This is a genomic window from Cupriavidus basilensis, from assembly GCF_000876015.1.
Lineage (GTDB): Bacteria > Pseudomonadota > Gammaproteobacteria > Burkholderiales > Burkholderiaceae > Cupriavidus > Cupriavidus basilensis_B.
In genome coordinates this window covers 15,278-28,897 of sequence record NZ_BBQM01000004.1, presented here as the reverse complement: position 1 = coordinate 28,897, position 13,620 = coordinate 15,278, and the positions used below count along the sequence as shown (strand labels likewise).

At 68.7% G+C, this 13,620-nt stretch carries 14 protein-coding genes; 9 read left to right on the top strand and 5 right to left on the bottom strand.

What is annotated here, in order from left to right:
* Positions 1–13: 13 nt before the first annotated feature.
* Entirely contained in the window at positions 14–907 is an 894-nt protein-coding gene (locus tag KF708C_RS02310) for an AEC family transporter (RefSeq protein WP_059410623.1), read from the bottom strand.
* 172 nt (positions 908–1,079) lie between these two features.
* On the opposite strand from KF708C_RS02310, the gene KF708C_RS02305 reads away from it, so the two are divergent.
* From KF708C_RS02305 to plsY, 6 genes are all read left to right on the top strand, one after another.
* Entirely contained in the window at positions 1,080–1,706 is a 627-nt protein-coding gene (locus tag KF708C_RS02305; RefSeq protein WP_081651364.1) for a chalcone isomerase family protein, read from the top strand.
* Positions 1,707–1,853: 147 nt separating this feature from the next.
* Complete coding sequence (locus KF708C_RS02300; protein ID WP_020202157.1) at positions 1,854–2,822, top strand: tripartite tricarboxylate transporter substrate binding protein BugE; 969 nt, start codon at positions 1,854–1,856, stop codon at positions 2,820–2,822.
* A gap of 233 nt (positions 2,823–3,055) precedes the next feature.
* Positions 3,056–3,535 carry a methylated-DNA--[protein]-cysteine S-methyltransferase gene (locus tag KF708C_RS02295; protein WP_059410622.1) on the top strand — a complete coding sequence of 160 codons (480 nt, stop codon included), beginning with the start codon at positions 3,056–3,058 and terminating at the stop codon, positions 3,533–3,535.
* Positions 3,532–4,491, top strand: a complete 960-nt coding sequence (gene xerD, locus KF708C_RS02290) for a site-specific tyrosine recombinase XerD (protein WP_059410621.1) — start codon at positions 3,532–3,534, stop codon at positions 4,489–4,491. Before KF708C_RS02295 ends, xerD begins: the two co-directional genes overlap by 4 nt.
* 38 nt (positions 4,492–4,529) lie before the next feature.
* The gene (gene ybaK, locus KF708C_RS02285) at positions 4,530–5,021 is read left to right on the top strand and encodes a Cys-tRNA(Pro) deacylase (protein ID WP_020202160.1); all 492 of its coding nucleotides are present in this window, start codon (positions 4,530–4,532) and stop codon (positions 5,019–5,021) included.
* A 138-nt stretch (positions 5,022–5,159) separates the two neighbouring features.
* Complete coding sequence (plsY, locus tag KF708C_RS02280) at positions 5,160–5,771, top strand: glycerol-3-phosphate 1-O-acyltransferase PlsY (protein ID WP_020202161.1); 612 nt, start codon at positions 5,160–5,162, stop codon at positions 5,769–5,771.
* A gap of 38 nt (positions 5,772–5,809) precedes the next feature.
* On the opposite strand, the gene KF708C_RS02275 is transcribed toward plsY, so the two are convergent.
* Positions 5,810–6,490 (bottom strand): GntR family transcriptional regulator, encoded by a 681-nt coding sequence (locus tag KF708C_RS02275; protein ID WP_059410620.1) that lies wholly within the window; start codon positions 6,488–6,490, stop codon positions 5,810–5,812.
* Positions 6,491–6,854: 364 nt separating this feature from the next.
* On the opposite strand from KF708C_RS02275, the gene KF708C_RS02270 reads away from it, so the two are divergent.
* Together KF708C_RS02270 and KF708C_RS02265 are read left to right on the top strand one after the other, a co-directional pair.
* Positions 6,855–7,835, top strand: coding sequence for a Bug family tripartite tricarboxylate transporter substrate binding protein (locus KF708C_RS02270; protein WP_063826822.1), 981 nt, complete (start codon positions 6,855–6,857; stop codon positions 7,833–7,835).
* A 39-nt stretch (positions 7,836–7,874) separates the two neighbouring features.
* A complete protein-coding gene (locus KF708C_RS02265; RefSeq protein ID WP_029043410.1) occupies positions 7,875–9,260 on the top strand; it encodes an aspartate aminotransferase family protein in 1,386 nt (461 codons plus the stop codon).
* A 70-nt stretch (positions 9,261–9,330) separates the two neighbouring features.
* Here KF708C_RS02265 and KF708C_RS02260 read toward each other — a convergent pair whose 3' ends face one another.
* The 3 genes from KF708C_RS02260 to KF708C_RS02250 form a co-directional block, all read right to left on the bottom strand.
* On the bottom strand, positions 9,331–9,624 hold the full coding sequence (locus KF708C_RS02260) for a GYD domain-containing protein (RefSeq protein WP_029043411.1): 294 nt from the start codon (positions 9,622–9,624) through the stop codon (positions 9,331–9,333).
* A 205-nt stretch (positions 9,625–9,829) separates the two neighbouring features.
* Positions 9,830–11,107, bottom strand: a complete 1,278-nt coding sequence (locus KF708C_RS02255; RefSeq protein WP_020202166.1) for an ATP-binding protein — start codon at positions 11,105–11,107, stop codon at positions 9,830–9,832.
* On the bottom strand, positions 11,104–11,835 hold the full coding sequence (locus KF708C_RS02250) for a response regulator (protein WP_020202167.1): 732 nt from the start codon (positions 11,833–11,835) through the stop codon (positions 11,104–11,106). Before KF708C_RS02250 ends, KF708C_RS02255 begins: the two co-directional genes overlap by 4 nt.
* 317 nt (positions 11,836–12,152) lie before the next feature.
* On the opposite strand from KF708C_RS02250, the gene KF708C_RS02245 reads away from it, so the two are divergent.
* The gene (locus KF708C_RS02245) at positions 12,153–13,616 is read left to right on the top strand and encodes an MdtA/MuxA family multidrug efflux RND transporter periplasmic adaptor subunit (RefSeq protein ID WP_059410619.1); all 1,464 of its coding nucleotides are present in this window, start codon (positions 12,153–12,155) and stop codon (positions 13,614–13,616) included.
* Positions 13,617–13,620: the final 4 nt, after the last annotated feature.

The following is a 13,620-nucleotide window of genomic DNA, read 5'->3' as shown; positions in this document are numbered from 1 at the left end:
CTAGCCGCGCGCGCTAGCTGACCACGGCCAGCCAGAACGGCGTGGTGACGATGGCCACCACGGTCATGACCGAGATGGTGGCCGCCACCATCGGCCCGTTGCCGCCCATGCGCACGGCCAGGATGTAGGTGCTCGAGGCGGTCGGCAGCGAGGCGTACAGCACCACGATCTGCGCCTGCAGCTCGGTCAGCGGCAGCAGCCGCGCCAGCAGCCACGCGAAGCACGGCATCGCCACCAGCTTGACTGCGCTCCACCACGCCATCGGCCCGGCCGCGCCGGTGGCGCCGCTCATCTGCAGGCCGGCGCCCACGGTCATCAGCCCCAGCGCGGTCGAGGCCGAGCCGAGCCGGTTCAGCGTCATCGCCAGCACCTCGGGCGGATGCAGGCCGAGCAGGTTGGTCAGCAGGCCGCCCGCGGTGGCCAGGATCAGCGGGTTGCGCGCCAGCTCGCGCCACACGCGCGCGTCGCCGTGGCGCGCCAGCGCCCACACCGCCACCACGTTGCACAGCGGCACCGTGCAGCCGACGATCACCGCCATCATGGCGAGGCCCTCGCTGCCGCCCAGGCGCGCGGCCAGCGCCAGCGCGATGTAGGAATTGAAGCGGAAGGCGGTCTGCAGGCCGGAGGCGAAATCGACCGGCGCGGGCCGCAGCACCCACTTGACGGCGTAGCCGCCGGCCATGCCGAACGCGGTGGTCGCCAGGGCCAGGCCGAGCATGGCCGAGGTGGAGGAAAAATCGAACTTCGCGCTGTTGGTGGACTGCAGCAGCAGCGCCGGGAACAGGACGAAATACACCAGGCGCTCGACGCCGGCCCAGAACGCGCGGTCGAACGGCGTATAGCGCACCAGCAGCCAGCCGATCAGGATCAGGCTGAAATCCGGCACCAACAGCAAGGCGAAAGACATTGTCTCGTTTGTTTTAACTGCTTTCTTTGTTTTATTTGTCTTATCTGCAGAAACTGCCTCGCGTAGCGCAATTTCGGCAAAGTGCAACAAAGTGCGGACTAGGGCCGATACCGATAGGTATTGTTGCAGAAATCCCTCAATATGACACGTTCCGTCGTTCCGCCTGTCCTTCATGCTGCCCCGTCGTACCCCGTCCGCGCGCGCGCCGTTGCCGCGCCGCGCCTGCCAGCTGGCGCTCATCGCGAGCGCGGCCGCGGCCCTGTCCCTGCCTGGCGGGCACGCCCGCGCCGGCGAGATCGAGGGCATGCGTATCGACGACGCGACCCGGGTCGGCGGCAAGGAACTGCAGCTCAACGGCATGGGCCTGCGCTCGGTGTTCGTCATCAAGGGCTACGTGGCCGCGCTCTACCTGCCCGAGAAGGCCCGCAACGCCACCGTGGTGCTGGGCGCGCCGGGCCCCAAGCGCCTGCAGATCCGGCCGCTGCGCGAGGTCGGCGCGGACAGCTTCATCAAGGCGCTGGACGAGGGCATCCGCGAGAATCACAGCGAGATGCAGGTGCGGCGGCTGTCCGAACGCCTGCTGCTGCTGCACCGGACGATGGAACAGATGGGCACGGCCCGCAAGGGCGACGTGATCGATTTCGACTTCTCGCCCGACGGCGGCACCGTGGTGGCCATCAACGGCACCCCGCGCGGCAAGCCGATCCCGGGCGAGGATTTCTACCAGGCGGTGCTGCGCATCTTCCTGGGCGACCATCCGGTCGACCGGGACCTCAAGCGCGGCCTCCTGGGCGGCTGACCGGCGAGACGCGGGCCGCAGCGCACGGCCCCGCCCGCCAGAACTCACGCCGCCGGCCTCGCCGCGCCCGCCACCGCGGGCGCCTGGCCGGCGTTCTTCACCTTGGGCGGACATCCCCGCCCGGTCTTTGATGGGAGACACGATCTCATGCACAAGAGCAAGATTGCACTGGCCCTCGGCCTGGCCGCCGCCGCGTCGGTCGCGCAGGCGCAAAGCTTTCCGACCAAGCCGATCCGGCTGATCATCCCGTTCGCCCCGGGCGGCACCACCGACATCGTCGGGCGCGGCGCGGCCGACCAGATGAGCCGCATCCTGGGCCAGCCCGTGGTGGTGGAAAACCGCGCCGGCGGGGGCGGCTCGATCGGCGCCGACGCCATCGCCAAGGCCGCGCCCGACGGCTACACCATCGGCATCTCCACGGTGTCGACGATGGCGGTCAACCCCGCCTGCAACCCCAAGCTGTCCTACGACCCGATCAAGGACTTCAAGCCCATCACCAACCTGGCCAACGTGGCCAACGTGATCGCGGTCAACCCGAACTTCCCGGCCAAGAACTACCAGGAATTCCTCGCGGTGCTCAAGGCCAACCCGGGCAAGTACTCGTTCGCCACGTCCGGCACCTGCGCGTTCGGCCACATGCTGGGCGAGCAGTTCAAGGTCTCGACCAAGACCTTCATGGTCCATATCCCGTACCGCGGCGCGGGCCCCGCGCTGAACGACGTGCTGGCCGGCCAGGTGCCGATCATGGTGGACAACCTGCCGTCGTCGATGCCCTACATCAAGGCCGGCAAGCTGCGCGCGATCGTGGTGGCGTGGAACAAGCGCCTGGATTCGCTGCCCGACGTGCCGACCTTCGGCGAGATGGGCCTGAAGGAGCCGAACGACCCGGCCTGGTACGGCCTGGTGGCGCCGGCCGGCACGCCCGACGACGTCATCAAGAAGCTCAACGAGGCCGCCGTCAAGGCCCTGCAGGACAAGGACTTCCAGCAGCGCCTGCGCACCGCCGGCGCCGAGCCGTCGGGCAACTCGCCGGCGCAGCACGCGGCGGAGATCAAGAAGGAGTTCGACAAGATGAAGAACCTGGTCAAGGTGCAGAACATCAAGCTCGAGCAGTAAGCGCGGAGCGGAACTGCGCCGCCGAAGGTTTGCTCCCCTCTCCCATGAAATGGGAACGGGGGAGAACACCGGCGGCAAGCCAGCCTCGCCGGCAATCGGCAATCCGGAAGGCCTCCCGCGGGAGGCCTTTTTCGATCGCCGCGCCGCCATGCACTAGAATCCGGATTTACCGGCCCGGCCGTTGCGCCGGCCTTTCGCGCCAACCGCTGCCCGTTTCCCGCACTCCGCCCGCCATGCATTCCCGCTTCGACGCCATCCTCCCCGCGCCCTTCGGCAAGGTCGGCGTGCGCACCGCGGGCGACATGATCCGCGAGATCGTCTACCTGCCCGGCAGCGTGCCGCCCGTCGCGCCCGCCAGCGCGGTGGCGCGGCGGCTGGCGCGGCAGCTCGAGGCCTATTACGCCGATCCCGACGCGCCGCTGGACGTGCCGCTGGCGCCGACCGGCACCGATTTCCAGCGCCGCGTGTGGCGCGCCATCGCCGCCGTGCCGCGCGGCAAGGTCACCACCTACGGCGCGATGGCGCGCGAGATCGCCAGCGTGCCGCGCGCGGTCGGGCAGGCCTGCGGCTCCAACGCGTTTCCGCTGGTGATCCCGTGCCACCGCGTGGTGAGCGCGGGCGGCCTGGGCGGCTTCGCCCATCACAGCGAGGACGGTTTCCTGCTCGACACCAAGCGCTGGCTGCTGCGCCACGAAGGCGTGATGCTGATATGAGCCGCGCCGCAGCCACAGCCGCCCTCCCCGACCCCGACGCGGCGCCCGACAGCGCCGCGCTGCTGGCCGACCTGGACCTGGTCGGCCGCTTCTGCGACGCGCTGTGGCTCGAGGACGGCCTCTCGCAGAACACCATCGACGCCTACCGGCGCGACCTCACGCTGCTCGCGCGCTGGCTGCACGCCGACGCCCCGCGCGCGCTGCTCGAGGTCGACGACGCCGCCCTCAACGGCTACTTCGCCGCGCGCCACCCCGAGACGCGCGCGTCGTCGGCCAACCGGCGGCTCACGGTGTTCAAGCGCTTCTTCCAGTGGGCGCTGCGCGAGCGCATGATCACCGCCGACCCCTGCCTGCTGCTGCGCCCGGCCAAGCAGCCGCCGCGCTTTCCCAAGACGCTGAGCGAGGCGCAGGTCGAGGCCCTGCTCGCCGCGCCCGACACCGCCACCGCGCTGGGCCTGCGCGACCGCACCATGCTGGAGCTGATGTACGCCAGCGGCCTGCGCGTGTCCGAGCTCACGCAGATGAAGACCATCGAGATCGGCCTCAACGAGGGCGTGGCGCGCGTGGTCGGCGGCAAGGGCAACAAGGAGCGGCTGGTGCCGTTCGGCGCGGAAGCCGGCGACTGGCTGCGCCGCTACCTCGCGCAGGGCCGCCCCGCGCTGCTCGGCGAGCGCGCCTGCGACGCGCTGTTCGTCACCCAGCGCGGCGAGGGCATGACGCGCCAGGCCTTCTGGCACCTGATCAAGCGCCACGCGCGCGAGGGCGGCATCCACGCCCCGCTGTCGCCGCACACGCTGCGGCATGCCTTCGCCACTCACCTGCTCAACCACGGCGCCGACCTGCGCGTGGTGCAGCTGCTGCTCGGGCATGCCGACATCTCCACCACGCAGATCTACACCCACGTGGCGCGCGAGCGCCTGCGCGAACTGCACCAGCACCACCATCCGCGCGGCTGAGCGCCCCGCCGCGCGCACCCGTCACAGCAGCATTCATCATGAGCAAGCCCAGACACGTTTCCGAGACCCCGGCCACCCAGTTCCTCAAGCAGCACGGCGTGGCCTACGGCGAGCATGCCTACGAGTACGTCGAGCACGGCGGCACCGGCGAATCGGCCCGCCAGCTCGGCGTGCCCGAGCATGCCGTGGTCAAGACGCTGGTGATGGAAGACGAGAAGGCGCAGCCGCTGATCGTGCTGATGCACGGCGACTGCTCGGTTTCCACCAAGAACCTCGCGCGCCAGACCGGCCGCAAGAGCGTGCAGCCGTGCAAGCCCGAGGTCGCGCAGCGCCACAGCGGCTACATGGTCGGCGGCACCTCGCCGTTCGGCACGCGCAAGCGCATGCCGGTCTACGTGGAGGCGAGCGTGCTGGCGCTGGACACGATCTACATCAACGGCGGCCGGCGCGGCTACCTGGTGAGCATCGCGCCGGGCGTGCTGCCCGGGCTGGTCGGCGCCGTGGCGGTGGAGTGCGCGCTGCCCGACTGAGCGGCGCCCGCGCGCGCCGTCCCGCAAGAACGGCGGCGCGGTATTGGGGAAGTCACGGGGAAATCACGGCGCAGCCGCGGCACTGCGCCGGGCTGGCCCGCGCTACAATCCGGCCAGCCTCAAATTCCCGTTCCCCACATGGCCAACCTGATTCTCGCTATCCTCGCCTACCTGATCGGTTCCCTCTCCTTCGCCGTCGTGGTCAGCAAGGCGATGGGCCTGCCCGATCCGCACACCTACGGCTCCGGCAACCCCGGCGCCACCAACGTCCTGCGCAGCGGCAACAAGAAGGCGGCGGTGCTGACGCTGATCGGCGACGGCCTCAAGGGCTGGCTGGCGGTCTGGCTGGCGCGGCATTTCGGCCCGGCCTACGGCATCGGCGACAGCGGCGTGGCGCTGGCGGCGGTGGCGGTGTTCCTCGGCCACCTGTTCCCGGTGTTCTTCGGTTTCGCCGGCGGCAAGGGCGTGGCGACCGCGGCCGGCATCCTGTTCGCCATCGACCCGCTGCTGGGCCTGGGCACGCTGGCCACGTGGCTCATCATGGCCTTCTTCTTCCGCTACTCGTCGCTGGCCGCGCTGGTGGCGGCGGTGTTCGCGCCGTTCTTCTACGTGCTGATGTCGGGAGTGGACGTGATCGCCGGCGCGGTGTTCGTCATCAGCGTGATGCTGGTGGTGCGGCACCGGGCGAACATCGGCAACCTGCTGGCCGGCAAGGAAAGCCGGATCGGTGAAAAGAAGAAGGCGGGCTGAAGGTCTGCGCCGGAAGCGGCGCGGCCCGCTTCCGCGCGCTACACGCCAGACGAGGCCTGAGCGCCCTGCCGCATCGCATCCGTGATACTCGAAGTCGTCTCCCGCACATGAGCGCGCATCAATGCCTCCATGACGGCGGGGTCGCCGTCCCTCAGCGCCTGCATCAATTCCTCGTGGACGGACTGGATGCTGTCCAGCGAAGGCGAGTTCTCCAGCCAGATGCGCATCAGCGGCTCCACCACCGAATGCAGTGAGGATATCTGGCGCATCAGCCTGGGCGCGTCGCTGATGGAACACAGCCGTTCGTGGAACTGCCGATGCACGGTGATCCAGTCCGAGAGGCTGGGCTGACAGCTTTCCATCCGCACGAGCAGCTGTTCCAGATCCTGGATATCCGCCTCCGTGGCCCGCTCGGCCGCCATCGCCGCGGCCAGCCCCTCCAGCACCGCGCGCATCTCGAAGACCTCGCTGACCTCCTTCTCGGTCAGGCCCCGGACCACGACACCGCGGTTCGGCCGGATGACAAGCAGGCCCTCGCCCGCCAGCCGGCTGAACGCCTCGCGGACCGGCATGCGGCTCATGCCGATGGCAGCCGCGATTTCCTCGGGAACGAGGCGATCGCCGGGCCGCATCTCCCCCATCCGGATCCCGTGGAGGATGTGTTGGTACGCCTCTTCCTGCGCGCTTGCGGGGCGAGGCTCGAACGGTGACTGACGCATTCTGTGTCCTGATGTTTGGGGAGCAATTATAGAGAGCGCGCTCCCCCGCGCATGTTCGTGACACGAACATGCGCGGGCACGGCACATCCGCGCCATCCCGATGTGCGCTTCCGGTGCAGCGCAGACGCCGGAATCGTTGCCCGCGACACACAAACGGCACTGCAAGGGTGCGCGCAAGCCTCACCCTCCCAGGCACAACTCTTGCTCCATTATATTTCGCCATCTGGAATTGGATACACGTATTCGTGTATACGCGGATTCAAAATCCGGGGCGCCTGCGTATCATTGGCTTCTCGCGCCCCGGGCAGACGGCTCCAGGACGGAGGCAACCCCTCCGCTGCCAAGACGACCTTTCTACGGAGTGATGATGAGTCTCTTTCGACGAATCTGCTGTGGATTCACCCTGCTGGCCCTCGGGACCACCGCCCTTGCGCAAACCAGCTCCTGGCCGGCCAGGCCGGTACGCCTCGTGGTTCCGTTCCCGGCCGGAGGCGGCGTCGACATCGTGAGCCGCTACCTGGGCGAGAAGCTGTCGGCCGAGCTCAACCAGTCGTTTGTCGTCGAGAACCGCCCCGGCGCGGCGACGCTGATCGCGTCCGAGGCCGTGTCGAATGCCACGCCCGACGGCTATACGCTGCTGGTGGCCACCACGTCGTCGCTCGTATCGAATCGCTTTCAGTACAAGAAGCTGCGCTACGACCCGGATGCGTTCGAGCTGGTGTCGCTGGTCTCGTATCAGCCGCTGGTCCTGCTGGCAAACCAGACGCTCCCGCTCAAGAACGTCAAGGGACTGATCGGCCAGGCGAAGCAACACCCCGACGCGCTCAGCTATGGCTCATTCGGAACCGGGACGTTTTCCCATCTCGCCGTGGAGCTGCTCGACACCCGTGCCGGCATCAAGATGACCCATGTCCCCTACAAGGGCGCCGCCGAGGCGCTTCCGGCATTGATCGGAAACCAGGTCCAGATCTATGCGGACACGATCTCGAGCAGCATCTCGTACATCCGGAACGGCAACCTGAAACCCCTCGCCGTCACGAGCGCCGCGCGCACGGCGGCGCTGCCGGACGTTCCCACCATCGCAGAGCAGGGATTCCCCGGATTCGACATGTCGTCGTGGGCTTCCATCGTCGCGCCGAAAAATACCCCGAAGGACATCGTCGGCAAGCTGCAGGCGGCGCTGACCAAGGTCCTGAAGTCGAAGGAATACAGGGAACGCCTGTCCGAAGTGGGCCAGGAACTCCCGCCGGAAAAGATCGGCCCCGCGGCATTCGCCGAACAGATCAAGTCGGACATCCCGAAGCTGCGCGATGTCATGAAGGAGGCGGGGGTGGAGCCCATCTGACCCCGCCGGTAGCCATGCAATCCAAACGCGAGTAGAACAATGAAACAGGCAACGAATCTCTCATCGGCGGATATCGCCAATCAACTGCATCCCTACACGAACCTGGGGGTGCACGAAACGACTGGCCCCATGATCATCACGCGCGGCGAAGGCGTGTATGTGTACGACGACAAGGGAAACCGCTATCTGGAGGGGCTTGCCGGCCTGTTCTGCGCGTCGCTCGGTTTCAGCAATGACCGCCTGGCGGATGCGGCGGACAGGCAGATGCGCAAGCTGCCCTTCTATCACGCATTCGGGCACAAGGCGTCCGAGCCGTCCATCCGCCTCGCCGAGCGGCTGATCGGGATGGCCCCGGCACCGATGTCGAAAGTCTTCTTCGCCAACTCCGGCTCGGAAGCCAACGACACCGCGATCAAGCTCGCGTGGTACTACAACAATGCGCTGGGCCGGCCCGACAAGAAGAAGATCATCTCGCGGAAGCGGGCATACCACGGCGTCACGATCGCCTCGGCGAGCCTCACCGGATTGCCGAACAATCACCGGGATTTCGATCTGCCGATCGCCGGCATCCTGCACACCGACTGCCCGCACCACTACCGCAACGCGCTCGCCGGCGAAAGCGAGGAGGCCTTCGCGACTCGCTGCGCCGACTCGCTGGAGCGGCTCATTCTCGCCGAAGGCCCGCAGACCATTGCCGCCTTCTTCGCCGAGCCGATCATGGTGTCCGGCGGCGTCATCGTTCCGCCCGCGACGTACTTCGAAAAGATCCAGAAGATCCTCAGGAAGTACGACATCCTCCTTATTGCCGACGAGGTGATCTGCGGTTTCTACAGAACGGGAGAGACGTTCGGCTCGCAGCTCTACGATCTGCAGCCCGACATGATTGCCTGCGCCAAGCAGCTCTCCGCCGGCTTCCTGCCCATTTCGGCGCTGATGGTCAACGACAAGGTGTATCGGGCGATGGTCGACGAGAGCCGCAAGATCGGCACCTTTGGCCACGGCTTCACATACACGGGCCACCCAGTCGCGGCCGCGGTCGCCCTGGAGACCCTCGATATCTACGAGGACGAGCGGATTCTCGACCACGTGCGCGAAATCATCCCCCATTTCCAGGCGCGGCTGGCCGCGCTGGCCGGCCATCCGCTCGTCGGGGAGGCCCGGGGCGTCGGGCTGCTCGGGGCCGTCGAGGTGGTGGCGGACAAGCAGACCAAGGAAGCCTATCCCGTGGAAACCGGGGTCGCGGCCAAAGCCGGGACCTTCGCGCTGTCGCGCGGCGTCATCACGCGGGCGCTCGGGGACACGGTCAACATGTGCCCGCCGTTGATCATCTCCAGGAGCGAGATCGAACAGCTGTTCGACGGCATCGAAGGCGCGCTCGACGATACCTATAGCTGGGCCAGGGCCCGCCACCAGGAACCGGCCTGAAGGTGCGCCGGGTCCGCTGCCGGACCCGCGCCACGCGGAGTCGCCCGACCCTGAATCTTCGGGCGGGCGCTCAGGGCATCTTGCCGAGGATCTTTTCCATCTCGTCCGCGGAGAAGGCCGGCAGCGTCTGCGTGCGGACGTTGCCGGCCGCGCCGATCGACAGGCCGAACGCCGTCATCGTGGCTTCGTCGGGCGCGGAAAAGGTCGCCACGAGGTCGTATTGCCCGAGCGTCCAGTAGATGTCTTTCATCTCGATGCCGCATGTCTTCGCCATTTCGCGGACGATTGCGGCACGCCGGGTCGTATCCTTTACGGTACGGATTCCCTGGTCGGTGAAGTTCAGTAAGGTGACAAAGGTTGCCATGATGCGTCTCCTGATCAACTGGCACGGCACGGTGCGTCGCCGAAACACATGGAGAAGCCAGGCGCCGCAATCTGCGTACCACGCGAGGCGGCACGCGGCACGCATGGCGATGGCAAGGGAAGACGGGCGCGCCGGCGCGCCGATCCGGCCAAAACTGCTTCAGGATTGATACGCCCTGCCGCGCGGACCCGCGCGGCGGAGTCGCTCAGGCCGCCTGCGCCAGCGCCGCGAACGGGAAGATCATCTCCACCCGCAGGCCGCCTTCGGCGCGGTTTTCCAGCACCAGGCGGCCGCCCGACTGGCGCACCAGGCGGTCGACGATGGCCAGGCCGAGGCCCGAGTGGGCGTTGCCGCCGCGCGCCGGGTCCAGCCGCACGAATGGCAGCGTGACCTTTTCCATCGCCTCGGGCGGAATGCCGCTGCCTTCGTCCTCCACCACCATGTGCCAGCCGTCGGCCTGGCGCGAGGTGGACAGCCGCACCGGCGGCGCGCCGTAGGCGTAGGCGTTGTCGATCAGGTTGCCGACGATGCGGTCGAGCTGGGTGGCGATCATGCGAAAGCCTTCGCCGGCGGCCAGCGACAGCTCGATGGTCTTGTCCTGCTCGGCCAGCGAGGCGGCCAGCTCGGCGATGCGGCGGTCGACCGGCACCGGGCGCGCGGCCGGCTCGCCGCTCTGGGCGAAGGTGAGGAACTGCTCGACGATGGCGGACATCGACTCCACGTCGCGCGTCACGCCGGCGGCCGACTTGGGATCGGCCAGCATCTCGGCGCGCAGGCGCAGCCGCGCCAGCGGCGTCTTCAGGTCGTGGGCGATGCCGGCCAGCATGGTGTTGCGCTCCTGGTCGATGCGCGTGAGGTCGGCCATCATGCGGTTGAAGCGCTCGATCAACTGGCGCAGCTCGTGCGGGCCGCGCTCGCGCAGCGGCTCCACCGCGTGCTGGCGCGAGAGCTGCTCGGCCGCGGCGGCCATGTCGCGCACCGGGCGCTGGATCTGCCAGGCGATCAGCAGCGCCACCGCCATCGCCACGCCCACCACCAGGATCACGCCCGGCAGCAGGCGGTTGTCGGGCGGCGGGTTGACCACCCACAGCACCGGCATGGCGATCCAGTCCTCGCGATGCGGCAGCTTGACCCAGATGCGCGAGGTCTCTTCCTCCTCCAGCCGCACCTGGCTGCCGGCCGGCAGGCGCTGGGCGAACTGGTCGACCAGGCGGCGCGCGCGGCCCTTGGCGGTCACGGTGTGCTCGACCGCGCTGGCCTCGCTGGCCACCTCGACCAGGCTCGGCAGCGGCGCCGGCGGCTTGGCCGCCAGCGCGCGCTGGATGCTGTCGAACTGGAACAGCATCTGCTCGACCGAATAGTCCACCTGCTGCTGGCGGCGGTCCATGCGCAGGATCGCCAGCCACGAGAAGTGGCTCAGCACCAGCACCGCGGCAATCAGCAGCGCGATGCGGCCGAACAGCGTGTCGATGCGCAGTTTCATTGCGGTATGTCGTCGGCTTCGTCGGGCACGAAGGTGTAGCCGCGCCCGCGCACGGTCTGGATGTAGCGGGGCCGCTGCGCGTCTTCGTCGAGCAGGCGCCGCAGGCGCCATATCTGCACGTCGATGCCGCGGTCGCTGATGCCGCTCGCGGAGCCGTACATCAGCTCCACGATGCGCTCGCGCGAGAGCACTTCGAGCGGATGCGTGAGCAGCAGCTTGAGCAGCGCGAATTCGGTGTCGCTGATCGGCACCGCGTCGCCCGCGCGCACCAGCGAGCGCTGGCGGAAATTCACCCGGAACGGCCCGAACGCGAGCCCTTCGCGGTCTTCCGGCGCAGCCGCCGGGCGCGCCAGCTTGCGCCGCAGCACGGCGTTGATGCGGGCCAGCAGCTCGCGCGGCGAGAACGGCTTGCCGAGGTAGTCGTCGGCGCCGATCTCCAGGCCCACGATGCGGTCGATCTCGTCGCTGCGCGCGGTCAGCAGGATGACCGGGATGTCGTCGTTCTTGGCGCGCAGGTTGCGCAGCGCGGTGAGGCCGTCCACCTTCGGCATCATCAGATCCAGCACGATCAGCGCCGGGCGCTCTCGCTCCAGGCGCGCATGCAGGCCTTCGCCGTCGTGCAGGACGGAGACCGCAAAGCCTTGCTGGCTCAGGTATTCGCGCAGCAGGTCGCGGAGTTCTGGATCGTCGTCGACGACCAGGATCTGGGTGGGCTGATTGGCTCGCATAGGCAGATGATAGCTAGGCTGGGCGCGGCAATCCGGGCGAATTGTTTCAGGGCATTACACCCGGGCCACTGGTAATGAACTGTAAGAATGGGCGTCGGCGGTGAAACATCCGCGCCGCCAGGGCGCATTATGCTTCGCTTATGTTTGCTGCCCCCGGCGCCGCCGGAGAGCGCGGCACCGATCCGAAGCTGCCCGGCACGATGTGCCGTCGCGTGCTGCCCGCGGCTCGCGCGGATGGCATTACGGCATACTTCTGCCTCTCCCACCCCGAAAACCCGATTTACGCGTTTTGTCGCGTCGCATCCCAGGAACCGGTCATGGCCAACCCCGAAGAAAACCAACAGGCTAAACAGCCAACGTCCGGCAAGGCGGCCTCGCACCGCCCCAGACTGATCGCCGCCGCGCTGGCCGTGCTGCTGGCGGGCGGCGGATGGTACTGGTACCACCATCGTAGCGCGGCCGCGCCGGACGCGCAGGGCGCCGCGGCCGGCGCCGGCGCGCGCGCGCCCGGCGCGAGTGGTCCGGGCGGACGCGGCGGCCCCGGCGGCCCCGGCGCGCAGCGCTCGCCGGTGGTGGTCAGCACGGTCGCCAGGCGCAACATGGACGTCATCCTCAACGGCCTGGGCAACGTCACGCCGGTGGCCAACGTGACCGTGCGCGTCCAGGTGTCCGGGCCCATGCTCAAGGTCCTGTTCAAGGAAGGCCAGATGGTCAAGGCCGGCGACGTGCTCGCCGAGATCGACCCGCGCCCGTTCCAGGCCGCGCTCGACCAGGCCGTGGGCACGCTGGCGCGCGACCGCGCGCTGCTCGAGAACGCCCGCCTGGACCAGAAGCGCTACCGCACGCTGCTGGCGCAGGATTCGGTTTCCAGCCAGCAGGTGGACACCCAGGACGCGCTGGTGCGCCAGTACGAGGGCACCGTCAAGACCGACCAGGGCAACGTCGACAACGCGCGCCTGCAACTGGGCTACACGCGCGTGCTGGCGCCGGTGTCCGGGCGCATCGGCCTGCGCCAGGTGGACCCCGGCAACATCGTCAGCACCACCGATACCAACGGCATCGCGCTGATCACCCAGGTGGCGCCGATCGCGGTGCTGTACACGATTCCCGAGGACAACCTGCCGTCGGTGCTGCGGCGCCTGAACGCCGGCGAGCAGCTGCCGGTGATCGCGCTGGACCGCCAGGCGCGCAACAAGCTGGCCGAGGGCACGCTGCTGACCACCGACAACCAGATCGACACCACCACCGGCACGGTCAAGCTCAAGGCCATCTTCCCCAACGCCGACGGGATGCTGTTCCCCAACCAGTTCGTCAACGTGCGCACCCGCGTGGACACGCTCGAGGACGCCACCGTCATCCCGGTGGCGGCGGTCCAGCGCGGCCAGCAGGGCACCTTCGTCTACGTGGTCGACGACAACAACCAGGTCAAGGTGCAGAACGTCACGCTGGGCCCGGGCGACGAGAACCGGGTGTCGGTCGCCAAGGGCCTGGAGCCGGGCCAGCACGTGGTGGTGGACGGCGCCGACCGGCTCAAGGAAGGCATGACGGTGGAAACCGTGGACCCGGCCGCGCGCGCCTCGCAGCTCGTGCCGGCCAGCCAGCCGCGCGGGCGCGGACGCCGCCGCGAAGGCGGCTGGGGCGGTGCCAGCGGCTCGGGCGCCGCCGGTGCCTCCGGTGCCTCCGGCGCCGGCGGCGAGGGCCGCCGCCACCACAACGGCGCCAGCGCGGCGGCGGCCGGCGGCGGCGCCCCGGCGGGCGCCGCGCCGCAGCGGCCGCAGTAAGGAC